This window comes from Sorangium sp. So ce131 (genome assembly GCF_051519095.1).
Taxonomy (GTDB): Bacteria; Myxococcota_A; Polyangia; order Polyangiales; family Polyangiaceae; genus Sorangium.
The window spans coordinates 11,581,228-11,607,729 of sequence record NZ_CP150455.1; the positions used below are offsets into that span (position 1 = coordinate 11,581,228).

A 26,502-nucleotide genomic window follows, 5' to 3' on the forward strand; every position below is an offset into this window, starting at 1 on the left:
CGCGTGCCCGCAAGGCGTCCTGTCGCAAGAACCTGAGCCTTTTTCCCGCGCTCCGGTCTCTTCTGGGATCAGCCGTCATGACGTCCCGCACCGCGCCACGACACCTCGCCGCGCTCGCCTGGCTGCCCGTAGTCACCCAGCTGGCCGGCCTCGGGTGCGGCGACACCCTCATCGACGTGCTCGTGCCTGCCGATGCCGGCCCCGACCGCGGATCAGGCCGCCCGGGCGGCTGCGACGACGAGTGTGACGACGGCGACGAGTGCCACGACAGCGCGTGCGGCTGCGTCCCGCCGGAGGTCTCGTGCGGCGAGTCGTGCGTCGACCTGCGCTCCGACGACGAGCACTGCGGCGACTGCGACGTGCGTTGTCGCGACCACACGTGGTGCGTCGACGGCACGTGCCAATAAGGGGCCTGCTCGCCACCTCCTTGCCTGCCGGTGCGGGCGCGGGGGGTCTTCGGCGAGCTGCGCCCCCTCGGGTCACTCCTCGGGCTTCTGCCCGCGGCCGGTCTTCGCCTGCAGCTCGTCGATGCGCTTCGACGCCTCGGCCTTGGTCAGGTTCTCCTCGAACGGCACGCCCGCCTCCTGGGAGAGCGTCTGGAGATACGAGGCCTGCGCGCCGGTCATCGGCTCGTCCCCCGTCTTCCACTGCTCGGGGTCCTTGCGCGTGTTCTCGACGCCGGAAGCGTCCTTCGCGCCGCCGGAGACGCCCGTGGCGCGCCGCAGCTCGTCGATCTTCTCGGACGCCTCCGCCTTGGTCAGGTCGTCGGGGACCTCTTCGCCCTGCTGCTCCGCGAGCGTGTGCAGGTACGAGGCCTGCGCGCCGGTCATCGGCTCGTCGCCCGTCTTCCAGTCCCGCGGATCCTTCTGGGCGTTCGACGGCCGCTGCTCGCCCGTTCGACCCGCGCCGCTGGGCCCGGCAGCCTGCTGGTCTTGCTTCGCGCTCCCTTGCTTCGCGCTCATATACCGCTTCCTAATTCCGGGAGACCCCATGGCAAGCCCGCGGGGACGCCGCCATCGGGGCCCACAGGCTGTTCCTCACGCGTGGCGAGCAGCACGAGGCCAGGAAGCCAAGGGAAGCGTACATTGTGGCATGACGTGAGCACAAGAAAGGTTCGACGAGGTCAGCGGCGAGCTGCCGCGCTCGCCTCGGAGGCTGAAGCGTCATTGAGGCGCAGCGCGAGGAGCCCTTCGGTCGCGATGCCTCCGGCTCGGACGGCGCTCTCGACGGTCTTGCTCTGAATCTCCCTCGCAGATCGCGCTGGAGGCCGGAAGGAGCCCCCGGCCCACGGAGCCTTTCCGCTGCTCGAAACCGGAACGTAACAGTTCGGAGCGCGCGCGATCGTGAACGGACAGGGACAGCCAAGCGACACCGGAGCAGGACGAGGCCGCGGCGGTCGCTCCCATCGGGTGGCGGGACGCGGGTCCCTCTGTTATGCCACTCCGGCCACAACCAAAGGAGCGTCGCCCGTGAGCATCCACAAGCGTCACAACATCCACGTCCTCGGTCGAGGCGACGTCGATATGATCTTCGCGCACGGCTTCGGGTGCGATCAGAACATGTGGCGGGAGCTCACCGGCGCGTTCGAGGATCGTTACCGCATCATCCTCTACGACCTCGCCGGCCTCGGCGGTTCGGAACTGTCCGCGTACGACCGCGAGAAATACGGCACGCTCGAGGGGCACGCGCGCGACCTGCTCGAGATCCTGGAGGAGGTCGCGACCGGGCCGGCGGTGTTCGTCGGACACTCGGTCGGCACGATGATCGGGCTGCTCGCCGGGATCGCGGCGCCGGAGCGCTTCCGTGAGCATGTCATGATCGGACCATCGCCCTGCTACATCAACGACGGCGATTACGTCGGCGGGTTCACGCGCGCCGACGTCGAGTCGCTCCTCGAGGCGCTCGACAGCAACTATCTCGGATGGGCGAGCGCGATGGCGCCCACCATCATGGGCGCGCCGGATCGACCCGAGCTCGGCGAGGAGCTGACCAGCAGGTTCTGCAGGAACGATCCGGATGTCGCCAAGCACTTCGCGCGCGTGACCTTCCTCACGGACTCCCGGGCCGAGCTTCCCAAGCACACCGCGCGCTCGCTCATCTTGCAGTGCTCGGACGACGTGATCGCTCCGCGCCCGGTGGGGGTTTACCTGCACAGGTCACTGCCGAACAGCACGCTACGCGTCATCGACAACCTCGGACACTGCCCTCACCTCAGCGCGCCCGAGGCGGTCGTGGACGCGATGCGAGATTTCCTACAGGCGTGAGCCGGACCGGGAGCGCAGCGCATCGACAGGTGCGCGGCATTGAAAACGAGCAGATCTCGAACTGTTAAGGCGCCAAGGACGCCAAGGACGCCAAGGACGCCAAGGACGCCAAGGACGCCAAGGACGCCAAGGACGCCAAGGACGCCAAGGACGCCAAGGACGCCAAGGACGCCAAGGACGCCAAGATATCAGATTTTATTTCTTGGCGCTCTTGGCGCCCTTGGCGTTCCATCTCTCTCTCGCTCAACGTGCCCGGCGTTCTAGCCGGCGCTGGCCCGCCGCACACCACGTATCGGCACTTCTCGATTCGTGACGGCCCACGATCGTCCTGACGACCATTCCTATTGATGCCGTCGACCTCAATTTGTCACGCCGCGCCTCACGGGTCGTCCTCCACCCACAGCCTCGGCCCGTCGTCGCGCCGCGGCCCCTCCTGCCCGACCAGCACCGCGCCCACCCAGACATCCCTCGCCGTCTCCCCCACGTCGCCCGCCTGCGGCCCGAGCAGCGACAGCCTCACCACGCGCTCGCCCGGCGCGAGATCGTCGCCCAGCCGGATCACCCCGCGGCCCACGCCGTCCGCGCCCCGCCTGTCCGTCGCCGCCTCCCACAACGTCGCGCGCGTGAGATCCCCGCCCCGGCCCGCGAGCACGCCCTCCGGGATCGTCACCCGCCGGAAGAACGCCGCCTCCCGCGACGCGGGCCGCGCGCCCTCGATGCGGTACCGGATCCGGTAGTCCGCGTTCTCCCCGGGCGTCACCACGAACAGCACGAGGTGCAACGTCTCGCCCGGCGCCTGCTTGAACCGGTACGTCATCGGCCGGCCGCGCGTCAGCTCGAACACGTCGCGCCGTCGCACGATCGCCCCGCCGTTCGCCGGCGGCGCGTCCGTGTACGCGACCCCGCCCTCGCCGAGCCCCTCCACCTCCACCTCGCGCGCGCCCGGCGGCGCCTCCACGCGCAGCGTGCCCGACAGCGCCACGATCGGCTCGCTCGCAGCCACCTCGCCGTCCACGCGCACCGCCACCTCCTTGCCGAGCTCGCCGCGCGCCGCCCGGTAGATCACCGACAGCTGCCCCGCCCGCGCCCCCTGGCCGTCGACACGCACGTCCTTCGCGACCAGGAGCGGCGTCCACGCGTCGCCCGGCGACGGCTCCCCGGCCGACTGCCACGCCGGCATGAGCAGCCGACGGCGCACCGGCGCGTGCTCCGGCATCAGGATCCGCTCGGGCCGATCCGCGTCGGACTTCGCCCCCTCCCCCGAGCGCTCGATCCGCACCTGCTCACGCAGGTCCGAGAAGCGCTCGTTCCGCTCGAGCTCGTCCAGGTTGGCCGCGCGCACGTCGGTCCACGTGCTCACGTCGAACGGCGCGTAACGCCACGTCTCGTCCTCGCGCAGCGGCACCCGGTACGGCAGCCGGTAGAGCGTCTCGTTCACGCCCGGCTCGATCGTGCGCAGCCGCATGCGCGTCCGCACGTCCCCGGTGATCTCGACGCGCTCCACGCCCGCGGGCGGGCGCAGGAGCGCGAGCCGCGGCTCGGACGCGTCGAACCCGTCGTTCCACCACTCGAAGCGCGAGCGCGGGAGCGTCACCTTGAGCTCGGCCCGCTCCGCCGGCCCCGGGCCCCACCGCGCCACCACCGTCGCCTCGCCCTGCTCCGCGCCGCCGCTCGTCTCGATCTCCGTCCGGATCAGGAGCCCGAGGATCTCCTGCCCGGGCGCCATCCGCGCAATGACCGGCTCGGTCGGGTTCAGCGCGAGGTAACGCACGATGCGCACGTCCGGCGGCGTCTGGAGCCGCGCCGGCGCGGCCGGCTCCAGCGCCGCTCCGGCGGCGGCCGGCTCCTCCGCGCCCGCCGCCGCCGGCTCCTCCGCGCCGGCGGCCGCCGGCCCCGCGCCGGGCGCGCCCGCGCCGCCGGGCGGGGGCATCGCCGGGTGCACGATCTCGCCGATCTGCTGCGTCACCTGCGCCTCCGGGGCCGCGAACCGCACGCCGAAATCCGGCCCGACCCCGTCGATCACCGCCGTCCGGATGTCCTCGCGCGAGAGCTGCACGGTCGCCCGGCCGTGCGCGTCGAGCGTCACGCTCGCCGGCGCGCTCGCGCCGTCCGCGACCCGCACCGTGCGGCCCGGCGGGCCCTCGATGTCGAGCGACACCGGGCCGCGGAAGTTCAGCGCGGCCGCGTGGCGCTCGCCGATCGTGAACTCGGACGCGCCGCGGCCCTCGGCGCGCGGGAACGGCATCCGGAACCGCCGCAGGAGGAGCCGCGACATCTCGTAGTCGATGCCCTCGCGGCCCGAGGCCTCGAGCCGCCGCGCCCAGCCCCGGAGCAGCGTCTTCCTCGCCGGCTCCGGCAGATCCGCGAAGCCGAGCGCCGACACCCGGCGGCCCATGTTCCGCCGCTCCTCGGCGTCGAGGCTCTGCTCGAACAGCGCGCGCGACGCCTCGCCGCGCTGGTACCGCCCCTCCAGCCGCGACAGGATCGTGAGGTCCGCCGACGCGCGCGCGCCGTCGCTCCCCACCGCGGGCTTCGCCCGCAGCCGCACCTGCCCGCCGTGCGGGAGCACGTCGTGCGTGATGAGCAACGTCGAGCGCGGATCCGTCACCGCGCCCCCGCCGCGGTCGAGCCGCGCCGCGTACTCGCCCTCGCCGAGCGGCCGATCCGGATCGCAGCTGACCCGGCTCTCCAGGTCGATCTCGTGCCGCGCGACCTCCTTGCCCCGCTCGTCCACGAACGCCGCGATGAAGCCGTACGGGTAACGCCTCGACGAGTCGCAGGCGTCGGCCTTCACGCCCGCCCAGGTCGTCACCTCCACGGCGTCGATCTCGGCCGGCACCTTGATCACGAGGTCGCGATCCAGGTCGATGTGGTAGGCGAGGATCTCGTCCTCGGCCGGCAGCGCGCTGCCGAGCGGCGGCGCGCCCGGCAGCGTCGCGAGCGCGAGCGCCGTCACCCCGAGCACCGCCATCACGATCAGCCACCGAGGGTTGACCGCCCGTCGCGGCGCGCCCCCGCGCGCCGGCGCCGGCCGCGCCGGCCGCGCCGGCGACCCCGGCCGCGCCGGCGATCCCGGCCGCACGGGTCGCGGCGGCGCGGGCGCCTCGCGGTCGGTCGGCGCGCGTCGCTTCACCGGCGCCGTCACGAGGCCGCCCCCAGCCGGCCCGCGCCGGCAGCCGCGCTCGCGATCGCCGGCGCCCTCACGGGGCCGCCTCCTGCGGGGCCGCGCCGGGCTCCGCGCTTCCCGACGCTGGCGCGCTCGACGCTGGCGCGCTCGACGACGGCGTGCCCCACGACGGCGTGCCCCACGACGGCGCGCCCCACGACGGCGCGCCCCACGACGGCGCACCCCACGACGGCGCGCCCGACGCTGACGCGCCCGATGACGGCGTCGCGGACGCCGGCGTCGCGGCGTCGGCCGGGGTCGCCGGGACCGCCGGGACCGCCGGGGCCGCCGGGGCCGCCGGGGCCGCCCCGCCCGCCTCGACCCGCAGCGCGCTCGTGCCGACCGTGACCGCGCGCCGGAGCCGCGCCCGTCCAGGCACCGCGTCGCCGGGCACCGCGACCAGCGCGCCGTCGATCGGCAGGATCTGCGCCTCCCCCGGCCGCGCCGCGATCACCCACGGCCGCCCCGTCACCACGTCGCGCCCGAGCTCGATATGGCACCGCGCCCCGCCGAGCACCGCATCCGGCGCCACCCCCGGTCCCGCCTTCGCCCCCGGCCCTGCCGCCTTCGCCCCCGGCCCTGCCGCCTTCGCCCCCGCCGCCGTCGTCCCCGGCCCCGCCGCCGCCTCAGGTCCCCCCGCCGCCGCCACGAAATGCGCTCTCAGGTAGTACGGATTCCGCTCGGTGGCATAACGTCGGAAATTTTCCATCGCAGCAGACAGGTTGCAGCCCTCCGGCACGCCCCGCGTCGGGCAGTCGTCGCCGACGCCGCTCGCGCCCGCCGCGCCGACCGCGCACGACGCGAGCTCCAGCGCGCGCTCGGCCACGTCGCGCGGCGCGGGCGTCACGCCGAGCCGCGTGAGGCGCGCCTCGAGGCGCGTCTCCCCTTGCCCGGGCACCGCGAAGCGCCGGAGCTCGAAGAAGCGACGGACCGCGCTGCCCAGGTACACGATCGCGAACCGCCCCTCGGCGAACCGCTTCGCGTAGCCCATGGCCACGTCGGTCGCGCCGCTGAACGGCACCTGCTCGCGCGTGCCGTCGAAGATCCCGACGCGCAGCTCGAGGTCGTCGAGCGTCTCGAGCAGCGGCCCCGCGAACGTCGGCACGTGCTCCGGCCGGACGACCTCGTACCCGAACGAGATCACCGCGTCCCGCTCGAAGGTCCGGTCCGCCTCGATCGCCTGGACCGACAGCGCGTTGCCGCCCCCGCCCACCCAGACCTCGTGCGCGCGCTGGAAGAAGCTGCGCGCCCCCTCGGCGCGCCGCACGTCGGCCGCGCCCGTCGGCTCCGCGGTCGGCACCGCGCCCGCGAGCAGCAGCGACTGCGCCGAGAGCGCGTCGGCGAGCGCGAGCCCCGCGCCGAACGCCCCGATCTGCCAGCGCGGCGCCGGCACCTCCACGAGCATCGCGCCGGTGAGCGGCGACCGCACGTCCTCCGGCGAGGGCGCCATCGGCAGGATCCCGCCGATCGTCGCCGCCGGGCCCGCGCGGCGCTCGGGCCTCGGCGGCGGCGCGGGCGCGGGCGGGTGCGAAAGCACGAACCAACCCGGGTTGCCGCGCCGCTCCGGGCCGCCCTCCTCGGGCCCCGGCTCCGCGATGCCCCACGCCGCCGGCGCGCCCTCGCCGCCGCCGACGTGCACCTCGCGGAAGCCGAGGCGCCCGAGCACCGCCCGCTCCCACGCGCTCGGCCGCGCCGCGCCGGCGCCGCCGTCCGGCCGCGTCCCGGCCGCGATCATCCGGGGCACCACGACGCCGTCGAACAGCCGCAGCTCCTCGATCGACGGCGGCCGGAAGCGGCCGGGCTGCACCTCGGTCAGCGACACCATCCGCTTCGAGAGCTCCTCCTCGAGCGTCCCGCCCCAGCGCACGATCTCCGGCGCGCCGAGCAGGCGCGCGCCGACCGCCTCCGCCACGGCGGCCGGCACCCGCAGGCGCGGCGCGTCCGCGAGGCGCGCGGCCTGCTCGGCCGCGGGGCGGAACGAGAGCTGCGCCTCGGCGCCGAGCCCCTCGCCGATCGGCACCACCGGCAGCCCCGCCGGCGAGCCGACCACGCTGAGCTCAGGGCGATCGCCGCTCCCCGGCTCGACGATCAGCACCGCGGGGTTCGAGAGCGCCTCGACCATCGCGCCCGCGAACGCCTCGTCGTGGCGGCGGATCGCGCCGTGGCGCGACAGCAGCACCACCCCCGCCGCGTCGAGGATCTCCGCCACGCGCAGCGCCACCGCGGGCAGCGCGGAGCCGACCTCGGGGGGCGCCGCCAGGACCACCCACTCGAGCGCGGGCGACGGCGCCCCGCCGGCCCCCGCGCGCCGCCGGATCGCCGCGCGCGGCGCGCTCGGCGCGTCGTCGGGGGAGTCGAGCTGCGCGCTCACCACGTACCAGGGCCGGTCCCCGTCGCCCTCCCGCGCCACCGCGAGCCGCGCGCGCGCCGCCACGCGGAGCGACTCGTCCGCCGGCCGGCCGTCCTGCAGCACGTCGTGCGCGATCCGGTAGGCGACCCGCCGCGCCTCGATGTCGGCGGCGACCGCGGCCGCCCGCGGGCGCGGGCCGGGGCGCGGCACCGTGTCCGCGAGCACGAGCGAGAGCGCCGCGCTCTCGATCCGCGGCGGCGGCTTCACCTCGGCCGCGGGCAGGGGCGGCGCCCCGCCCCAGCCGAGCGCGACGAGCGCGTAGCCGACCGCGTTGCCGGCCAGGAACGCCGTGAACGACACCTGGATCGTCGGCATGATCACGATGCCGACGTGCTCCTTGTTCCACATCTTCACGGCGAGCAGGCTCGGGAGCAGGTAGCCGAAGCCGAAGTAGTCGACCATCTGCAGGCCCGGCGCGTACCGGGCCATGGTGAAGCCGATCGCCATCTTCAGGAGGAAGCCGAGGACGTAGACGAAGATCATGCGCCTCGGCCCCACGAGCAGCATCCGGGAGAAGGGGCGGACCGAGGTGATCCAGCGCGACAGGTAGAAGACGACGAGCGCCTCGATCGTGGTCGTGAGCAGCTTCGTCGGCTCGTACCAGGCCACGGCGAGCAGGCCGGGCACGAGGATGCCGTTGTAGTCCCAGCCGTACCGGACGTTGTTGCGCGCGCCGAGCAGCGCGCCGATGACCAGGATGATGTGGGCCTTGGGCAGCTCGAGGAACTCGAGCGACAGGGCCTCGTTGAGGACCTGGAAGCGCGAGACCGAGAGGTTCGTCGTGCGGAGCAGGAGGCCGAGCACGAGCGCCGTCAGCGTGGTGACGACCGCGAGCCGCGGCGCCGCGCGCACGAGGCCGCTGTTCCAGAAGGCGTTCGCGATGAGCGGCACGAGGACGAGCCCGATGCTGTAGAGCTCGCGCGAGTGCGCGAAGTCGTAGCGCGCCGAGAGCTCGGGCACGATGAAGCCCTCGACGAAGAGCCGCATGATCACCGCGCCGACGATGAACAGGTAGAACCGCTCGCGCCCGAACGCCGTGGACCAGGCGCCCGTCCAGGTGATCCAGCGGCCGATCAGCGCGACGAACAGGTACGTCGCGATCGACTCCGCGATGATGAACACCGCGGTGACCGGCGCCGCGTAGAACACCGTCGCGAGGTAGCCGGGCACGACGAGGCCCGCGTACGTCCAGCCGAGCGTCTCGGTGAAGAACGTGCCGAAGACGAGCCCGAGCAGGACGGCGGTGTGGAGGCTCCGATCGAGCCCGTTCGGCGGGAAGAGCGGCAGGTGGGCGAGCATGCGGCGGGGCGGCGGGGCGGCGGCGGCCGGCGGGTCAGGCGGGCGCGCGCGCGGCGCGCCGCGCGGACCGCTGCGGCCAGCGGGCCGCGACGCTACGGCAGCGTGGTGGCCAGGCCGAGCGCGCTCGGCGCGCCCCAGCCCGTCGGGTAGTCCCAGCCCGGGCCCGCGGCAAAGAACTCCGTCGAGCCGTCCACGATGTCGCGGAACGTCGCCTGCACCTCGGGCTCCGTGTAGAGGGTCGCGTTGAGGAACCCGACGCTGGGCAGGCCCTGCTCGGCGCGGTAGCTGTTCACGACCGCGACGACCGCGGCGAACGTGGGCGAGGAGAACGACGTCCCGCCGTACCGCCGCCACTCGCCGAGGTAGTAGACCCAGTAGGGCCTCGACTCCGACGCGGCGTGCATCGCGACGTCCGCGACCGCGCGCTTGCCGTCGGATCCCTCCACGACCCCGACCTGCCAGGACGGGATCGGGAACGAGAGCGTCGGGCCGGAGCCGGAGCGGGACCACGCGCGCTCGTCCTCGACCTCGCCGCCGCGCGTGAGCCAGAGCTCCGTGCCGCCGACGCCGGTCACGTAGGGGCTCGACGACGGCGTGTCGGTCTGCGCCGAGTCGCCGGTCGCCGCGACCACCGTGATCCCGAGCGCCGCGGCCATGCGCGCGGCGTCGTGGAACTGGTGCCGCACGGCCGGCGGCTCGGAGTCCTCGCGGTGGGCGAACGAGTCGGTGATGACCGAGACCTCGCCGAGGGCGATCGCCTCGTTGAACGCGTAGACCATCGACGTGTTGCGCGCGTCCGGCCCCTCGTAGACCACGAGCTCCGCGGCCGGCGCGAGCCCCCCGGACCACGCGATGTCGAGGGTCGACTCCAGGTAGCGCGTCGCGACGGGCTCCATGGTCTCGACGACCCGCGGGTCCGCCCGGTTCACGCCGAGCGCCTGCCAGAACGACTGCAGATCCTTGTACTTGAAGGTGGCGCCGACCACGACCCCGAGCTTGACGTTCTGCCCCCTGAACCCGAGCTCGTAGAGGTCGTCGAGATCGTAGGCGCCCGCGATCTGCGACAGGCTCATGCCCTGCTCGATGTTGTCCGGCGGGTCCGGCTCGATCTGCCCGGCCTCGGCCAGGAGCGGGTCGGTGCTCGCCGGCAGGTCCGCGGTGATGATGCCGGTGATGCGATCGGAGACCCACTTGGGCACGGTGAACCGGGCGAGGGTGCCGTACACGTCGAACGGCGGATTCCCCGCCTGCGGGTTCTTCCGCTCCAGGACCCTGAGCTCGGTGTCGAAGGTCTCGTTGAACTGGGCCACGGTGCCGGTGAACTGGATCAGGAGCCGGTTCGTGGCCGTGAAGTTCACCTTCATCCCCTGCTCCTCGAGCCAGAGCTTCACGAGGTGCACGTCGAGCTCCCGCGGCGCGAACTCTTCGATCCACGCCTCGCTCGTGAGGTACTGGCGGAACCGCGGGCTCGACGGCGTGTAGAGGTCCGCGATCAGCTGCTCGAGGCGGTCGCCGTTCCGGATGGGGAAGCCGATGAGCGCGCGGAACTCCGCGTCGGCCGCGGCGGCGCCCTTGTCGGTGTAGACGTTCGGCAGCGGGCTCGGGATGCCGTCGGTCGCCCGGGTGGGCTCGCGCTCCTCCTCGGTGAAGTCGGGCAGCTCGTCGGGCAGCACCTCGCCGCCTTCGCCGCCCGCGCCGCCGATGCCGCCTTCGCCGCCCGCGCCGCCTTCACCTCCGCGCCCGCCTTCGCCCGCGCCGCCGCCGCCGTCGCCGCCTCCGCCGCCGGCGCCCCCGCCGCCGCCGGACGGATCGGCGATCTGCACGCCCGACCCGCAGCTGCAGCTCGACGACGAGAGGGCCACGCTGTTCGCCAGGACCAGCAGACCGAGGATGCGACCGAAGCGGAGATCTCGTGGAGTGCGCGGCATACGCTCTCGCGATTGAATCCGCTTCCTCCAGGCCGATCCAGCGCAATCGACAGGGTTTGCCGACGTCGCATGACACACACGCCGCCCGCAACACACGGCGCCTCGGAGGCGAGTGCGGTGCACCACATCGCACCTCGCCTCGAACAAAATTTAGAGCTGCGCCCCTGTTCCGCCGGCGCGGATCGCGCGCGCGGCGAGGCGCGTCCGTCGCGTGACGCGGCGAGGCGCATCCGTCGGGTCACGCGGCGAGGCGCAGGTGCGGGGGCGCCCGGCGAACGGCCGAGGCGAGGGGGCGCGCGGGCGGCGGCGGGAGGCCTCGGGGGATCGATGTATTTGGCGTCGCGGGCGCGCGTAGACAATTGTATCGGCACCACCTCCGGTGCGACGCTCGCGCTGACTGGGCGTCCCGTCCCCCAGGTGCGCTGCGTTCTTCAGCGATTATGGCGAAGCCTCACCGTCCGCGGATCCCCAAGCCCTTCCGCACGCCACGACCGATGTCGTCCCAGGGCGACGCGGCGCGGCTCGTCTGGCTCCGGCCCGACGTGCTCTCGATCGCGGCGGGGGCGCTGATCGCCGCCGTCGCGCCGCTCGAGCGGTTCGACTGGGTGGCGCGGGGCCTCACCGCCTCCTCGCTCGCGGACGAGGCGCCCTCCGCGCAGGTGCTGCTCGTGACCGCCGCGCCCGAGGACCTGCGCGACGGCCTGTGCGAGCGCTCGCTGCGCGGCCTGCTCGATGGCGGCCGCGCGCGCGGCGCGCTGCTGGTCCCTCCGGCGGACGGGTTCTGCGGCGACGTCGGGCGGTCCGCCGGCGCCCCCGCCGCGAGCGCCGCGGCGCCGGTCGTGCGGCTGCCGACCGGGCTGCTCCGGCTCAGCGCGGGCGAGGTGGTCGGCTTCGCGTCGCCCGCCGCCGAGGAGCGCGCAGCGGAGCTCGGCGCGCTCGGCGTGACGGCGGCGCCGTGGGTCATCAAGAAGGCGCCGCAGAGCGTCCCCGCGGTCAGCCTGCGCGCGCTCGCCGAGCACCAGGTGCCGGCGAGCGCGCTCGAGGGCCGCGTCGCCGTCGTCGCGGTGGGCGCGGGCGGCGTCCCGCCCCAGGCGATCGCGACGTCGGCGCTGCCGCCGGCCAAGGGCGTGGCTGCGGTGCTCGGCGGGCTGCTCGAGGGCGGCCGGCGCGCCGAGGCGCCGATCTGGGCGGCGGCCGCGTGTGTGCTGGCCGCGGGCGGGTTCGTGTGGCTCGCGCGCCGCCGCTACGGGAGCCTGGTCGCGACGAGCGCGCTGCTGCTCGCCGCGTTCGCCCTCGCGGCGGTCCAGAGCCTTCTCGCCGCGCGCGTCGAGGCGAGCCTCTTGCCGCTGCCGAGCGCGCTGGCGGGCCTCGCGGTCGCGTTCGCGGGCATCATGATCGCGCGCGGGCTGGGCACGAAGCGCGCGGTGGATCGCGCGGCGGAGCTCATCCAGCGCGCCGCGCTGTTCCGGATGCAGGGGGTCCACACGCTGCCGGACGAGGAGTTCTGGCCGCGCGTCGCGCGCCTCGCGGAGCAGGCGCACCCGGCCGATCTCGTGCTCGTCGCGGAGCTGCCGCCGGGCAGCTGGCACCTCAAGTTCTGGAACGACGTGCAGGACGGCGAGAGCCTGGTGGCCGAGCGGCGCCACGACGTGCGGCGCCCGCCGTACAGCAGCGAGCAGGGCGTGCCGGCGATCCGCCTGGCGCGCCGCTTCCTGACCAAGCAGGAGATGCCGGCGGTGGTGGTCCCGCTGATCGCGTTCGGCGAGATCGAGGGCTACGTGTTCTTCTGCGGCCCGGTCGCGGAGTCGACGTTCTCGCGGGAGCCGGAGCGGGCCGAGCACGTGGGCCGCGAGCTCGCGCTGCTCCTGCGCCGCAAGCGCCTCGCGCGCACCGCGGAGGCGGGCGCGGGCGGGCCGTGGGAGGAGGGGGATCCGGGCGGCGGCCACGAGCCGACGGATCACCTCGTCGAGGGGGCGCGCGTCGCGCTCGACGACCTGCAGGTGTTCGGGTCGATGCTGCGCAACGCGCCGGTCGGCCTGCTCTACGCGGACGCGTTCGGCGACGTGCGCTTCCTCGCGCCGGCGTTCGCGAAGTGGCTGAAGGCGCGCGAGGTCGCGGTCCCGGCCGAGAGCGCGAGCGCGGCGCTGCCGCCGGGGTCGCTCACGCTCGGCGACGTCATCGGCGCCACGGCCGCGGGCAGCGCCGCGGTGACGCTGTCGAGCGTGATGGCGAGCGACGAGGGCATCGAGCTGAGCGTCACCTCGCCCGAGCCGGCGGTGCTCTCGGTGCGCCCGCTGCGGCGCGAGTCGGACGGCTCGTCGTGGATCGCGGGGTATGTTGCGGCGCTGATCCCGGTGAAGCAGGCGTCGCCCGTGTCGGGCAACGTGCGGCCGCTCGCGGCGCGCGACGCGACCGATCCGCTGTGCGCGTTCCAGCTGGGCGATCTGGTGGCCGACGCGGTCGCGAGCGCGGCGCGTGCGACGGGGCGCGCGGTGCGGCTCGAGCCGATCCGCGGTGCGACGCACGCGCTCGGCCACCGCGGCGAGCTCACGCAGGTGCTCGAGGCGTTCCTCACCGACGTGGCGAGCCGCGGGCTGCCGGGGCATGGGCCGGTGGTCTCGGTCCGCGAGGCGCCGCAGGGCGTGCAGCTGTCGATCCTCGACGTGGGCTTCGGGCTCGGGCTGCCCGAGTCGGCGCTCCAGCGCGTGTTGACCGCGCCGGGGGCGGCGCCCGCGGGGCTGGAGCCGCTCGGGCGGCTCATCCTGGCCGTGGAGGACAGCCACGGGCACGCGGAGCTCAAGACGAACGACGGGTGGGGGATCACGCTGACGGTGACGCTGCTCAGGGCGCACCCGCGCGTCGGCGCGACGACGCACGAGAGCGGCAAGCCGGCGGCGCAGCAGAACGTCATCGCGATCGGGCGGGCGGGGCCGAAGTAGCGCCGAGCGTAGCGCGCGGGTAGGTTCGATCTCCTCCGGACGTTGTGTCGAGCCCTCGTTCCAGGGTCATGCAGCGGAGATAGCCGGATAGAGGATCCGAAGGTCCGTCTGCCCGACGAGCAGCCGTTCTCCCGTGCGGTGCTCTGGGCGCCCGCGATGAGGCAAGGACACTATTATGCTCGCGTTACCCAGACCACGAAACCGAGCGTCCAGGATACTTCAGCTGCTCTAGCTGCGAACCAGATCAGCCCACGAAGCTGGAGCCACCCTCGCGTCGAGGTCACGCTGAGCAGGGACATGACATTGCTCGGAGACCAGAGCACGTTGATGCCTGCGATGATCGCAGCCACACTCCCAAGCACTACGCGGTGATTTCCAGATCGATACACCTCGAGCGCAGCGTCGAGGTATCGTGGCGCGTCCGCCAGGGGGTCAAGCGCGCCCAGCAGGTACGAGCGCGCGCCTGACGAGGATGTGACGACGGCATTGCCGGGCCCGAGAAGCAATGCGGCAGCTGCGAAGGGGACGCCTGCGGAGAGCAGGGCGAGGCCGGCTGATACACCGAAGGACGCGTCCTCGAGATATCGAACCGTCACGTCTCGCGAGCCCGAAGGGGGCGTTGCTCCAGCCCCAGCGAGCGGCCTCGGCCTGTGTACCAATGGATTGAACCAAGCACCGATCGGGATGGCACGCAAGGAGAATGCCCCGACCCTGAGGATGGCTGCGCCATACCCGATGGCGTACTCTGTCACCGGGATCCTCAGCGCCCTCATCCAGAGCGCTGCGAGGCCGAGGTACGCCAGATCGATCATCAGCGACACCGACAGGAACAATCCGCCTACTGCCAACCGTTCGACCACGCTCTCTCCGTACCGTCGAGGTTGAGCGCATCTGGGCTTGTGCCCGCGCCGCATCCACCCAGCGTCGCAATCATCTGCGACGCAAGGCATGGCGGCGGGTCCCAGCATATAGGCCGCGCTCCACCGGCCCAGCGGCTGATGCAGGAGGCCGCGTAAACCATCGAAATTAGATGATTTTCAACAGGATTGGTGCTCCAGGGCCGAACTTTTGGGCTATTGGCAACGATCCTCATCCTCCGCCCTTCGACAGAGCGCCGACCTCAGGCAACTCTGCGTGCACTCACACCACGGGGTTGCGGCGTTGGGACATCTTGGCGGCGGCGGCGGCGGCGGCGGTGGTGGTGGCGGCGGCGGTGGTGGTGGTGGTGGCGGCGGCGGTGGTGGTGGCGGCGGCGGCGGTGACGCGCAATTGCCGAGGTCTTTCTGTTTCGAGCACCACGCGGTGTTCGTTGTGCAGGTTTGAGTGCATGAACAGTACACCTCTCCGTCAGCGCATGGCCTAGCCCCGCAGCCGTACGTCTGCGCCAGTGCGCGTATTTGAGTAGACATCCAGTCGCGAGGGTCAGCGGATACAGTTGCGCGCGCGAAGATGTCATCGCCCGTGATGCAAGAGTAGCCAGAGTTTACAGCGACAATCTCCCCATTGCTGAAGACAGGACCCCCACTGTCACCTGGGCACAGGATATCGGTCTTCCCGAGATTCCCATTTACCACCATCTTGAACCCGCCGCCCGTACCGACACCGCCGGGGCAGGTGGCCGCCCTGGATGTGCAACCGAAACCGAAGACGTCAATCGGTGCTTCCGCGGAAGGGTAGACGCTGGCGAGCGTCTCCGGCACGATCGTGTCATTGCAAGCAGTTGCCTCGAGAACCAGCAGGGCGAGGTCGGTGTCACCGGTTTCGCCATCGTCTCGCATGCTTCGAGTCGCGATCACCGTTCTGTTAGCAATAAAAGCGCCTGTGTTCGACTGAAACGTGAGCGTCGCTGTCCCGGGCCCAAGGCAGTGCGCCGCGGTTATGGCGATACGCCGTCCGATGAGCGTTGCTGTACAGGACCATCTGTCCGTTCCGTCGATACGACGATAGAGCGCCACAGCCGGACGATCATTGGTCGCGCTTCCGCCCACCAGCGGATACGTGCGGACCGGAGGGCCGTTGAACGCCTGCGGCGAGCGCTGGGGCTCGGCGCACGCAAGGAGCGCCAGTGCACAAAACATCGGATGAATCGGTACGGACGGTCTCGTCATGGCGCCGGGGAGATTACCATTGAACGGCGGCCATGTAAATGGATCGGCGCTTGCCCCACGGGCGGTGACGGATTGCCCGGCGGCGCGGAGGACGGGCGCGACGGCGAGCCGACCCCGACGCCGAACCCCAGCAACTACGGACGGCGAGGACGCGGGGACGTGGCCGACGCTGCTGCGGACGCCCCCGCGCGTCGGCGCGGCCACGCACGAGAGCTGCAAGCCTGCGGCGCAGCAGAACGTCATCGCGATCAGTCGAATCTCAAGGGTTCATCGGATAGGCTCTCGCGCCTCGCGCCATCGGAGGGGGATTCCGTCAATGCCCACCTTCAGAGCCAAGATCCCTCCCACGATGGCGCAAGTGGTGTCACGATCACCGAGCGCCCTCACCGTCTGCCAAAGCGCCTCTTCGAACACGTCCGAGTAATAGGCTGCCATCCACAGGCAGAACGGCACGGTGTCCGGCGCGGTGACACCCGAGCCATTGCCGAGCGTCTTTGCAGCTTCGATGGTCGCGGTGCCCGACGGCAACGCGAGCGCCTCGCCGATCGCGTCCCGCGTGTACCCGGACGGCACCGCATCTCGAATCTCTTCCATCCAGCCTGCGCCGAGCGGACCGCGTTCAGCGCGTCGATGCCAGGCGAGAGCCGCCGCGACCGCGACCGCGATGGCACCGGCGATGCCTTCGGGGTGCGCATGGGTCACCTCGGCGCTGAGCCGGGCTTGCTCAGCCACCTCCTGCAAGGACGATTCGGCAAAGAACGCCCCGAGGGGAGCGACGCGCATCGCGGCCCCGTTCCCGAACGAGCCCATCCCGCGGAAGCCTGAGCGAGAAGCAGACCTCCAGCTTCGGCCCTCCAGGATCCCGCTCAGGATCTCGTACGCGCCTTTCCCGTACCCTCGACGTGGGTCCATCCGCTCGGCGAAGCGCATGGCGAGGTCGTCCTGATCGATCGCGCCGCGCTCTTCGAGGAGTTCCACGATCGACAGCGCCATCTCGGTGTCGTCCGTGTACCGCCAGGGAGCGGGAGGCATCACACGGCCGACGATCCGCGGCATCACGTCCTCGGCTTCGCCGAAGAACTGCTCCCCGAACGTGTCGCCCACGGACAGACCTTCCAGGGAGAGTCGCGCGCGCTCCCTGCCGGTCACATCGCCTCCGTCAAAGAATCCGCCTGCCGAACGAGTGCAAGGAGTAGCCGTTCTGCTTCTGTTCCCGCGCTGCATCCGCCCAGCGGCTTGGCGGTGTGCTGCGGCCGGGCAGCCTCGCCTCGCTCGGCACCCCGGACCGTCAGGACCGCTGCGTGGCTGGGCCGCTTGGGGACCAGCGTCATGTGATCCACCCCCCTTGCGCACGAAGAGCGTCCTCTCCGCAGCGCGGGCAGCAGCTCACCTCGGAGGGGATCTCGCTGACGAGCGTCCCCCGCGCCGCGCACCGATAGCAGGACTGAGCCTCGAGATCGAACTCACCGAACTCCCCCCGCCGCTCGCCCTCGATCGGACAGACCTGCCAGGCCGGCTCTCCACCGCCCTCCGGGCTCACCCAGACCCCGAGCTCGTCTCTCTGTTTCGGGATCGGCGGCGGAGCCGGCTCCGGAGGCCTCATGCGCACGTCGACCTGACCGCCGGCGGACTCGAACCTGGCCCGGATCTCGTTTGCCTCGGTGAGGTCGACGTCCTCCACCAGCGACGTGGGCACTTGCGCTGCGCGCAGCATGGCGTCGTGCAGGCCGCCCCCGGTAGTCTCCCGAATGGCGGCGAGGACCCGCGCTCGGTGCTGGCCAACGTTGACCAGCGAGACGTCGCAGCGCGGGCCGGTCCTCGCCAGATCCCCTATCGAAGCGCGGAGAGCGATCCTGACCTGATGGCTGGTGCCGCATCGTGTGCACACGAGGAGCTTTGTCGCAAAGTAGCCGTCGTCAAAGCGATGGTGATGGAACCACCCCAGGTCGGCCTCGAAGCGGCAATTCGTGCAACGATAAGTGACCGGCATGACTCCTCCAAGAGCACGCGAGCGCAGGCTCTGCGACCGCGCCGGACGTTCGCTCACCCGCGGGCGACGGAGGGGCGCCGTCTGGCGCCGCGGAGCTGGCCTTCGGGAGCAGCCGTGGGTTGGGCATCGGCGCGCGCACGCTGCCGAAGGTAGAGATCGCGGTTGGCTTTTATTGTTTCACGCAAGTCTTGAAGCGACAGCGGTTCACCTTTCCGCCGGTGGACAATGCTGTGACAGTTCGAGCAAAGGACGACAAGATCGGTCGCTGGATCGACCCGTGACGACCCACCAAGCGCGCTCACCGGCCTTGTATGATGAACCTCAATAAATCCGCTTCCGATCGCGCCATACTGCGCAGCAAAATCGAACCCACAGGCCATGCATTTGGCCCCGTGGATCCGTATCGCGGCAGACCGCAACGTCTTATCGCGCTCGTATGAGGTGCCCCACCGTTGCGTTTCGGCTCCTTCAGAGCCGATTGTCTCTCCAGTTAAGGCCGCCTCGTCTGAGGTGAGTTGGCCTTCGGCGATCGAGACGAGAAGCGGCAGCGCCGCTCTCTTGATGTGCTGAAAGCTTCGCTGAGCAGCCGCAGCAGACGCCAGCTCGGACAGACGCCTGCGACCGGCTTCGGTGATGGCCCAGTTGTTCCACCTGGACGTCAGGTAGCCGTCGCGAGCAAGACCGAGTCGGGTGTAGGCGAGCGAATTTCTCCAGGTCAGCTCATCACGCGACGTGCGCTTCAACAAGTCATGCTCCGAGAACTGCATCAGGTCACCCTCGGCGATTGCATCAAGGACATCCTTTTTCGTCCCGCTGCCGCCGAGCTTGGCGACGGCCGCCAATACAAGAAGGCGCTTCTCCTCGTCAGACGTCATGACGCGTCTCCCTGGCGATGCCAGACGCCACGATCCGTTGCGGCGCAAGGCCCAGCGGCGGGTTCCCTCATGTAGGCCGCTGGCCCTCGAGGCCCATCTCCCCCCCGGTTCATCGTGGATAGGCAGCGTAGCGGACGGTTAAGCCTCCTTGTCAAGCACGCCGGGTGTTCCCGCGCGCAGTGCCAAGGACCACTCAGGGGCATTTGTCCTACCCTGACCTTCGGAGGTCCCGCGCCGACTCCAGGACGCCCCTCCGGGGCCCGAAGCCCCCGCTGGAGGCCTCCCCGTCCGCCCATCGTCCCAATCCTCGAACGGCGCGCGCCCTGCCCGCCTCGACGTCGATGTGGTACAGCGCCGCGCGCTCCCATGAAGGCCGCCGATCCGATCCTCGCGTTGCGCCGCCGGCTCGGCCCCATCGAGGTTCTCGCGCTCGAGGCGCCGTCGATGGTCGAGGCGCACCGCGCCCTCGGCGCGCTCCTGAAGAAGCCCGCGCTCTCCGCGATCAAGCAGCGGATCGCCCGCGTCGCCCCCGCCGCCCTGGAGCGGCAGCTCAGCAGCATCCGCGACGGCCGCGTGTTCCTCGAGCGGCGCGCCGCGCGCGCAACGACGCCGGCGGCCGTGCGGGCGGGCATCCTCGAGTACCTCGAGTGCCTCGCCGCGTGGGGCCAGGCGATCGGGCTCGAGCGGCGCGCAAAGCCCCTCGTTGCCGATGGCCAGCCGGTGTCGGCCGATGAGCTCGCCCTCTGGGCGCAGGACGACAACACGGGCTGTCAGACAGGGATGTTGCGGCGCACGGACGGCTCGGTCCTCCTCTGGCACACCGAGGAGGACACGATCGGCTATTTCGACAAACCCCGGATCGCCTCGTTCGCGCTCACCGGCGCCGCGCCGCTCTTCGCGTTCCTCTACCCCTACCTCATCCCGGGGCCCGCGTTCGGCTTCAGCGCGCGGCAGGTCCACGCCGTCGACTCCCTGCACGTGCAGCGGGCGAACACGCCGGCGGGCGCGCTCACCAGCGCCGCCTCCTGGCTCGTCTGGCGGCTCGACGGCGCCGTGGACACCCGCGCGATCACCCGCGCGCTGTCGCCGTTCGTGGACGGCTGCGCCATCAACGTGGCGCGCGCGTCCGGGCGCGACGTCGCAGCGGAGAACGTCGAGTTCGGCGGCCGGCGCTCGCTGCGCCGGCGGCTCCACGCGCGGGCCGGCTCGCTCGTCTTCCAGGCCAACGCGGTCTCGCGGCCCCAAAGCCTGCTCGCGACCGAGGAGGCCCTGCGCGCCCGCGAGCGCGCCCCCTACGAGCGCCGGACCGCGCGCACAATCCAGGCGATCGCCCGCCTCCGCGCCGACCATGACGACCCCGGCCCGCAGGATGTCCTCCGGCTCATGTCCAGCCGCCAAGGCGGCACTTACGCCTACGCGAACCGCGACGTGATGGCCCATTGCGTGGCGCACATCGGCGCGACAGGCATCGAGCTCTACGCGCAATCCGGCCCGGCCCACCCCACCGACGTGTACACCCCCCAGTGGCGGTGGTCATGAGCGGCACCCCGCTGCGCATCGCGATGTTCCCGCGCGGCATCGACGGCCTCTTCCTGCCGCGGGTGCGCAGCGTCGAGCTGCTCGCGCTCGTCGCGCGCGACACCCCCGAGGAGGCTTGGGCCCGGCGGGTCCTCGGGGACGAGCGCGTCCTGCCTTATCACCTCTCCAGGAGCGATCTCGGCGTCTACCCCGCGACCGAGGATCTCCTGACGCACTCGGACATTCACGAGGTGATGGCGAGCAGCGGGACGACAGGGCTCTTCCTGAGCTCGTCCTGCACCCGCGGCACACGCGCATGGGCGACGCGCCACGGCGTCCGCCTGATCGCCACCGAGTACACGCACCAGCGGCGGTTCGAGGACAAGCTCTGGTTCGACCGCTTCCTCGTGCGCCACGGGCTCCCGCGGCCCGCGGGCGGCCCCGTCACGTTCGGCAGCGCCGAGCGCTGGCCCGTCGAAGGCCCGGCGGTCGTGCAGGAGCCCTCGTCCCTGGGCGGCGAGGGAACCTACTTCGTGCGCGGCCCCGAGGACCTCGACGCCCTCGCGCGCCGCGGCGCGCTGACGCGAGGGAGCCGGTACCTCGTGCGCGAGCTCGTCGACGGCAGCCCGTACGGGATCACCGTGTTCGTCACCCCGGCGGTCGTGGCGCTCTCCACCGTGCGGCTGCAATGTTACTACCCGAACGAGAGCGCCGGCAGCGCGCACGACCACCACCACGTCTTCGCCGGCGTCCAGTGGATCCCGACGCCGGATCTCCCGGAGGCGCTGCGGCGGCAGCTCGACGCGATCTTCCTGAAGCTCGGCGATCTGCTCCACGCGCGCCGCTTCTTCGGCTTCGCCAACGTCGATTTCATGGTGGATACCCGCGGCCGGGTGCTCCTGCTCGAGTGCAATCCGCGCATGTCGGCGGCCACGCCGCAGCTCCTCGCCCGGCCGGAGCTCCTGTCCGGCGTCCCCGCGGGCGCGCTGTTCCTCGAGGCCTTCCTGGGCGAGCGCACGCCCGCGCCGCCGCGGGGGCCCGCGCGCTCGCCGCTGCCGGAGGCCTCGTACCGCGGCGCGACGCTCGACGTCGTGAGCGCGCCGGCGGACGGCGGACGGACGGCAGGCGACGGTCACACGCCGGCGGGCCACGGTCACACGCCGGCGGACGACGCCCGCGCGGCGGTCGTCCGCCGCGGCTTCGAGACCGGCCTGTACGCGCTCGACGACCGCGGCGTCCGCCACCTCGGGCCGGATGTCCGCCGGCTGTCGGGCGACCGCGAGCTCGCCCTCTTCTCCTACGCCCGCCCCGGCCAGCCGTGCCCGCCCGAGACCACCCTCGCCAGCGCCGTCTCGAACCTGCCGCTCTACGGCCCGCGCGGCGAGCTCTTGGCGCCCGCCCGGAAGCTGCTTGAATACTTCGACTACACCGATGATCGTCAAGGACCTCGCCGCGAAGAGACGCCGAGTTGAGCAGCTGCTCGACGACGACCACACCTACCCTGTCGGCGATCTCTCGAGCGTCGCCGCGAAGATCCTCGAGAAGCGCGCCACGATCCTCGACGCGGCGGCGAAGCACCGGACTCCGCTCTACCTGTTCGACGGCCGCGGCTTCGCCGAGGCGCTCGCCGCGTTCTCGCGCGCCTTCGACGCGCACGTGCGCGGGCACCGGCCGTTCTACGCGGTCAAATCGAACCACCACCCCTATGTCGTGGAGGGCGCGGTCCGCGCCGGCTACGGGCTCGACGTCTCCAGCGGGCGCGAGCTCCGGCAGGCCCTCCAGCACGACGGCTGCTCGATCCTGTTCAGCGGTCCGGCCAAGACCGAGGAGGACCTGGAGCTCGCCGTCGCCCACGCGGACCGGACGATCGTCCACCTCGACAGCTTCCGCGAGCTCGAGCGCCTCGGCCGGGTGACGTCGCGGCTCGGCCGGCCGATCCGGGCCGGCGTCCGCGTCTCGACCGCGCACCACGGCGCCTGGTCCAAGTTCGGTATCCCGCTCGGCGAGCTCGCGCGCTGCGTCCGGGAGGCGCAGCGACACCCGCTCGTCGACCTCCAGGGGGTCCAGCTCCACCTGAGCTGGAACCGCGACGCGAGCCCGTACCGGCTCATCATCGAGGACCTGGGGCGCTGCCTCGCGCGCGATCTGACCGCCGCGGAGCGCGCGCGCCTCCGGTTCATCGACGTCGGCGGCGGCTACCGGCCCCACCGGCTGGAGGGCTACTACCCCACGGACCACCCGCTCGGCCAGGTGATCAGCGCGGCCGACGCGCACTTCGGCGAAGACACCGAGTTCGTCCACCCTTATTACATCAAGGGCTCGATTCCCATCGACGAGTACGCGCGGGAGATCGGGGCCGCGATCGACAACCACCTCAGGCCGATCGTCGACTGCGTTTATTACACCGAGCCGGGCAGGATCGTCTCGACGTACGCCATGCACATCGCGCTCACCGTCGTGGACAAGAAGCGCGACGATTTGGTGATCGTCGACGGCGGCATCAACATGGTCGGCTGGGAGAAGTACCTCCAGATCTACTGCCCGGTCGTCAACGTCACGCGCCCGGCGGATCGCGAGATCCCGGTGCGCATCGGCGGCTCGCTCTGCGACTGCGAGGACGTGTGGGGGCTGCGCTGTTATGCCGAGGCGATCGAGGAGGGCGACGTGCTGGTCGTCCCCTTCCAGGGCGCGTACACGTTCAGCGTCGCGCAGGAGTTCATCCGGCCGATCCCCGCGGTGTGCAGGCTCGACGAGCCCGGCGAGATGCCTCGGTAGGCCCCGCGCTCGCCGCAGAGGTGGTCACTTCAGGGGGAACCAGACGGACTCGTAATGGACGGTGACCTCCTCGCCTTGCGCGATGTCGCGCACGGCGACGACCTCCAGCTCCCTCGACCCGACGTGCCTGACGAGTCGCGCGTTCGGGTCGGACGTGTGGTTGTACAACATGCCGAAGCCGGTCGCGATCGCGACCGCGTCCTCGCCCCAGAGGAAATAGTACTCGTGGAGCGACGTCTTCTCGAGCAGCTCCCACTGGGGGTCCGGGAGCACGATCACCGGCGTGCGCTCGACCGTCTCGCCCTGCGCGATGGGGGCGCGCGCGAAGACGCCGAGGCCTCTCCCCTCGCTTGAACCGATGCTGAGCTTCGTCATGACGCGGCCTTAATCGAGGGCGTGCAAGGGGGCCAGCCGGCCGATCCAGGTCGTCGCCTCGTCCACGGCCATGCTGGCGAGCGCCGGGTCGAGCCGCACGCCCGCGCGCGCGAGGGTGCCGAGGTCGTGCAGCCGCGCGAGCGCGGCGTGGGCCTCGACGGGCAGTTCGCCGGCGGGCACGAGGTCGCGGTACACCACCGCGACCAGGGCGGCGTGCGACTCGGGCGCCGGCCCCTCCAGCATGCCCGCGATCGCCTCGGCGAGCGCCTCGTAGGCCGCACGCGCCGCGTCCGCGGCGAACCCGGCGTCCAGCACCACCCGCGCCAGCCGCAGCCGGTCCTCCGCCGCCCGCTGCGCGGCCTTCGCCCGGGAGACCTCCGCCGCCGGGCGCGCCCGCACCCCCGTATCGAGCGCGACCGGCTCCGCCGCACGGGCGAGCCGCGCCGCCGGAGCGGCGGCCTCCACCGCCGCGTCGTTCGCAGGAGCGGCCGCGTCGCTCGCGGGGACGACCGCGGCCACCGCCGCGTCGTTCGCAGGAGCGGCCTCGCTCGCCAGCCACCCGGGCAGCGGCGCCGGCGCGCCGTGCGCCCTGGCGACGCCGCCCTCCGCGCGCACGGCGGCGCTCCCCTCTCCTGTCGTGCTCCCGTCCACCATCACGCTTCCGTCCACGATTGCACTCCCGTCACCTGCCGCGTTTCCATCTACCACCGCGCCGGCGTCTGCCGCCATCCCTCCCGCCATCGCCGCGCCTGTCCCTGCCGCTCCCCCGCCCGCCTCCGCGAGGACCTCGCGCATGTCGCGCAGGAACATCGAAAAAGTCGGCGCCGAGAGATCTTCCACCGCGGCGTCGGCCCGGAGCGCCGCCGCCCGGAGCGCCCGCTTACCGGCCAGCGCGCCCTCGATGCCCCGCTCGATGCCCGCCTCGGCGCAGAGGTAGATCACGCTCACGCTGCGCGCCTGGCCCAGCCGGTGCGCGCGCCCGGTGCGCTGGTCGAGCCGCGCCGGGTTCCACGGCAGGTCGAGGTGCACCACGTAGCTCGCCGCCTGCAGGTTGAGCCCCACGCCGCCGGCGTCCGTGCTGAGCAGCACCCGCGCGGCCTCGTCCTCGCGGAACCGCGAGAGGAGCGCCGGGCGCTGCTCGGTGGGCACGCCGCCGTGCAGCACGAGGTGGCCGACGCCGATCCGGTCGAGCCGCTCCGCGGCGAGCTCCAGCATGCCGACCCACTCCGAGAACACGAGGACCTTGCTGCTGGGCTGCGCCGCGATCTCCGCGACGAGCGCCTCGAGCTCGTCGAGCTTCGGCGACGCCTTCCTCCCCCGCTTCGGATCACACAGCTCCAGCGCGTTGCACGCCTGCCGCGCCTTGAGGAGCAGCATCATGAGCCGGTCCATCTCCTCCTTCGTGAGCCCCCGGCGCTCCGCGGTCGCCAAGAGCCGCGCCGCCTGCTCGCGGTACTCCGCGTCGAGCTCCCGCTGCTCCCGGCTGAGCGGCGTGTACCGCGTCTGCTCGAGCAGCGGCGGCAGATCGCGCAGCACCTCGGAGCGCTCGCGCCGGAGCACCACCCCCCGGATGCGCTCCCGCAGCGCCCCGAGGTTCCTGTAGCCCACGACCTTGCCCCGCTCGTCCTGGCGGTGGAACTCGACGTTGAACCGCCAGAGCGGCCCGAGCAGCGCCGGGTCCACGAGCTGGAGGAGCGCGTACAGATCGTCGAGGCGGTTCTCGACGGGCGTCCCCGTGAGGACGAACAGGAACCGCGACGGCAGCGCGCGCAGGGTCGCGGCCGTCTTCGTGCGGAAGTTCTTCGCCCGCTGCGCCTCGTCGAGCACCAGCACGTCCGCCTCGAGCGCCTGCAGCCGCGACAGGTCGCGCCACGTGAGCTCGTAGCTCAGCACCGTGTACGCGGCCCCGAGCGCGAGCGCCTCCGAGCGCTGCGGCGGCGACCCGCCGAGCACCGCCGCGCGCTCGCCCGTCCACCGCGCGATCTCCTGCGCCCACTGGTGCTTGAGCGACGCCGCCGTGACGACGAGGACGCGCCGCGCCTCGCCGCGGCGGCGGAGCAGCTCGCACGCCGCGATCGCCTGGAGGGTCTTGCCGAGCCCCATGTCGTCGGCGAGCAGCGCCCGCCCGCTCCGGAAGAGGTGGAGCACGCCCTCCCGCTGGTACGGGAAGAGCGGCAGCCCGAGGTCCTCCACCCCGCGCGCGCCGCGGCCCGGCTGCGCCTCGACGCGGCGCTGGCGGCGCGTGTGCCACGCCGCCCCCGCGAGCCGCTCCGCCGCCGGCGCGGCCGCGTGCACGACGCGGGCAGCGAGGGCCGGCGCTCCCTCCGTGCCCGCCGTGCCCGTCGTGCCCGCCGAGAGCGCCTTGAGCAGCCCGCCCGGCTGCACGAGCCGCGCGCGCTCCGCGCGGAGCGCCCCGGGCCACGCCCCGACCCCGACGAGCCGCAGCCCGTCCTGCGCGTCGACCGAGATCGTCGGCCGCGCCGGCAGGTCGATCCGCGCGAGCGCGCGTCGCCACGACGGGCGCTCCGCGACCGCGCGGCGCACCGCCTCGAGGTGCTTGCACGTGCCGAGCTGATTCGTGAGGAAGTCCGGGCAGGTGCAGGTGTCGAACCGCGCGCTGCTGTCGACGAGATCGACCACGTACCGGCCGCCGCTGCCGCTCGTCACCGCATAGTCGCCGTCGATGCGCGCCCCGAGCGGCGCCACCGTGAACGGCTCCGTGTGCGCGCGGCAGACGCGGACCTCGAGCTCAAACCGGCGGACCACGTCGAGGCTCGAGTAATCGTCGCATTGTGGGGTATCCCAGCGGGTCGGCCGGAGCGAGACGGGGCGCACGCGCGCCGCTCTGCCGCAAT

General features: G+C 72.5%; 17 protein-coding genes and 2 pseudogenes. 6 read left to right on the forward strand and 13 right to left on the reverse strand.

Annotated features, from left to right (window positions below; genetic code table 11):
- Window positions 1-77 precede the first annotated feature (77 nt).
- Window positions 78-407, forward strand: a complete 330-nt coding sequence (locus WMF43_RS42055) for a hypothetical protein (protein ID WP_437673591.1) — start codon at window positions 78-80, stop codon at window positions 405-407.
- Between the two features lie 72 nt (window positions 408-479).
- Here WMF43_RS42055 and WMF43_RS42060 read toward each other — a convergent pair whose 3' ends face one another.
- Entirely contained in the window at window positions 480-725 is a 246-nt protein-coding gene (locus WMF43_RS42060) for a DUF3072 domain-containing protein (protein WP_437684201.1), read from the reverse strand.
- A pseudogene (locus tag WMF43_RS42065) lies at window positions 720-992 on the reverse strand (DUF3072 domain-containing protein); the annotation flags it as partial. The gene WMF43_RS42060 and the pseudogene WMF43_RS42065, both read right to left, overlap by 6 nt.
- A gap of 477 nt (window positions 993-1,469) precedes the next feature.
- On the opposite strand from WMF43_RS42065, the gene WMF43_RS42070 reads away from it, so the two are divergent.
- Entirely contained in the window at window positions 1,470-2,264 is a 795-nt protein-coding gene (locus WMF43_RS42070; protein WP_437673593.1) for an alpha/beta fold hydrolase, read from the forward strand.
- 379 nt (window positions 2,265-2,643) lie between these two features.
- Here the strand turns inward: WMF43_RS42070 and WMF43_RS42075 are convergent, their stop codons facing one another.
- The 3 genes from WMF43_RS42075 to WMF43_RS42085 form a co-directional block, all read right to left on the reverse strand.
- The gene (locus WMF43_RS42075) at window positions 2,644-5,397 is read right to left on the reverse strand and encodes a hypothetical protein (RefSeq protein WP_437673595.1); all 2,754 of its coding nucleotides are present in this window, start codon (window positions 5,395-5,397) and stop codon (window positions 2,644-2,646) included.
- A gap of 67 nt (window positions 5,398-5,464) precedes the next feature.
- Complete coding sequence (locus tag WMF43_RS42080; protein WP_437673597.1) at window positions 5,465-9,139, reverse strand: poly-gamma-glutamate biosynthesis protein PgsC/CapC; 3,675 nt, start codon at window positions 9,137-9,139, stop codon at window positions 5,465-5,467.
- 92 nt (window positions 9,140-9,231) lie between these two features.
- Window positions 9,232-11,067, reverse strand: coding sequence for a S53 family peptidase (locus WMF43_RS42085; RefSeq protein WP_437673599.1), 1,836 nt, complete (start codon window positions 11,065-11,067; stop codon window positions 9,232-9,234).
- Between the two features lie 494 nt (window positions 11,068-11,561).
- On the opposite strand from WMF43_RS42085, the gene WMF43_RS42090 reads away from it, so the two are divergent.
- On the forward strand, window positions 11,562-14,006 hold the full coding sequence (locus tag WMF43_RS42090) for a hypothetical protein (protein WP_437673601.1): 2,445 nt from the start codon (window positions 11,562-11,564) through the stop codon (window positions 14,004-14,006).
- Window positions 14,007-14,179: 173 nt separating this feature from the next.
- On the opposite strand, the gene WMF43_RS42095 is transcribed toward WMF43_RS42090, so the two are convergent.
- The 6 genes and pseudogenes from WMF43_RS42095 to WMF43_RS42120 form a co-directional block, all read right to left on the reverse strand.
- Complete coding sequence (locus WMF43_RS42095; RefSeq protein WP_437673603.1) at window positions 14,180-14,866, reverse strand: hypothetical protein; 687 nt, start codon at window positions 14,864-14,866, stop codon at window positions 14,180-14,182.
- Between the two features lie 280 nt (window positions 14,867-15,146).
- On the reverse strand, window positions 15,147-15,335 hold the full coding sequence (locus tag WMF43_RS42100; protein ID WP_437684274.1) for a hypothetical protein: 189 nt from the start codon (window positions 15,333-15,335) through the stop codon (window positions 15,147-15,149).
- A gap of 119 nt (window positions 15,336-15,454) precedes the next feature.
- Window positions 15,455-16,357, reverse strand: a pseudogene (locus WMF43_RS42105) (trypsin-like serine protease); the annotation flags it as partial.
- Between the two features lie 24 nt (window positions 16,358-16,381).
- Window positions 16,382-17,263 carry an ADP-ribosylglycohydrolase family protein gene (locus WMF43_RS42110; protein ID WP_437673604.1) on the reverse strand — a complete coding sequence of 294 codons (882 nt, stop codon included), beginning with the start codon at window positions 17,261-17,263 and terminating at the stop codon, window positions 16,382-16,384.
- 178 nt (window positions 17,264-17,441) lie between these two features.
- Complete coding sequence (locus tag WMF43_RS42115; RefSeq protein WP_437673606.1) at window positions 17,442-18,104, reverse strand: ribosomal protein L7/L12; 663 nt, start codon at window positions 18,102-18,104, stop codon at window positions 17,442-17,444.
- A 53-nt stretch (window positions 18,105-18,157) separates the two neighbouring features.
- Window positions 18,158-18,979, reverse strand: coding sequence for an HNH endonuclease (locus WMF43_RS42120; RefSeq protein WP_437673608.1), 822 nt, complete (start codon window positions 18,977-18,979; stop codon window positions 18,158-18,160).
- Window positions 18,980-19,345: 366 nt separating this feature from the next.
- On the opposite strand from WMF43_RS42120, the gene WMF43_RS42125 reads away from it, so the two are divergent.
- Genes WMF43_RS42125 through WMF43_RS42135 form a run of 3 tightly spaced genes read left to right on the forward strand, consistent with a single transcriptional unit; the run spans window position 19,346 to window position 23,272 of the window.
- Complete coding sequence (locus WMF43_RS42125) at window positions 19,346-20,518, forward strand: hypothetical protein (protein ID WP_437673610.1); 1,173 nt, start codon at window positions 19,346-19,348, stop codon at window positions 20,516-20,518.
- Complete coding sequence (locus WMF43_RS42130; protein WP_437673612.1) at window positions 20,515-21,969, forward strand: hypothetical protein; 1,455 nt, start codon at window positions 20,515-20,517, stop codon at window positions 21,967-21,969. Before WMF43_RS42125 ends, WMF43_RS42130 begins: the two co-directional genes overlap by 4 nt.
- Complete coding sequence (locus WMF43_RS42135) at window positions 21,929-23,272, forward strand: diaminopimelate decarboxylase family protein (RefSeq protein WP_437673614.1); 1,344 nt, start codon at window positions 21,929-21,931, stop codon at window positions 23,270-23,272. Before WMF43_RS42130 ends, WMF43_RS42135 begins: the two co-directional genes overlap by 41 nt.
- A gap of 24 nt (window positions 23,273-23,296) precedes the next feature.
- On the opposite strand, the gene WMF43_RS42140 is transcribed toward WMF43_RS42135, so the two are convergent.
- Entirely contained in the window at window positions 23,297-23,647 is a 351-nt protein-coding gene (locus WMF43_RS42140) for an SET domain-containing protein (RefSeq protein WP_437673616.1), read from the reverse strand.
- Between the two features lie 9 nt (window positions 23,648-23,656).
- Window positions 23,657-26,482: a DEAD/DEAH box helicase gene (locus WMF43_RS42145; RefSeq protein WP_437673618.1), complete on the reverse strand. Its 2,826-nt coding sequence runs from the start codon at window positions 26,480-26,482 to the stop codon at window positions 23,657-23,659.
- Window positions 26,483-26,502 lie beyond the last annotated feature (20 nt).

Coding starts and splice junctions, on each gene's coding strand:
- WMF43_RS42055 (WP_437673591.1), top strand. CDS start 78: ATGACGTCCCGCACCGCGCCACGACACCTCGCCGCGCTCGCCTGGCTG.
- WMF43_RS42080 (WP_437673597.1), bottom strand. CDS start 9,139: ATGCTCGCCCACCTGCCGCTCTTCCCGCCGAACGGGCTCGATCGGAGC.
- WMF43_RS42085 (WP_437673599.1), bottom strand. CDS start 11,067: ATGCCGCGCACTCCACGAGATCTCCGCTTCGGTCGCATCCTCGGTCTG.
- WMF43_RS42090 (WP_437673601.1), top strand. CDS start 11,562: ATGTCGTCCCAGGGCGACGCGGCGCGGCTCGTCTGGCTCCGGCCCGAC.
- WMF43_RS42100 (WP_437684274.1), bottom strand. CDS start 15,335: ATGCACTCAAACCTGCACAACGAACACCGCGTGGTGCTCGAAACAGAA.
- WMF43_RS42115 (WP_437673606.1), bottom strand. CDS start 18,104: ATGCCGGTCACTTATCGTTGCACGAATTGCCGCTTCGAGGCCGACCTG.
- WMF43_RS42120 (WP_437673608.1), bottom strand. CDS start 18,979: ATGACGTCTGACGAGGAGAAGCGCCTTCTTGTATTGGCGGCCGTCGCC.
- WMF43_RS42125 (WP_437673610.1), top strand. CDS start 19,346: ATGAAGGCCGCCGATCCGATCCTCGCGTTGCGCCGCCGGCTCGGCCCC.
- WMF43_RS42130 (WP_437673612.1), top strand. CDS start 20,515: ATGAGCGGCACCCCGCTGCGCATCGCGATGTTCCCGCGCGGCATCGAC.
- WMF43_RS42135 (WP_437673614.1), top strand. CDS start 21,929: ATGATCGTCAAGGACCTCGCCGCGAAGAGACGCCGAGTTGAGCAGCTG.
- WMF43_RS42140 (WP_437673616.1), bottom strand. CDS start 23,647: ATGACGAAGCTCAGCATCGGTTCAAGCGAGGGGAGAGGCCTCGGCGTC.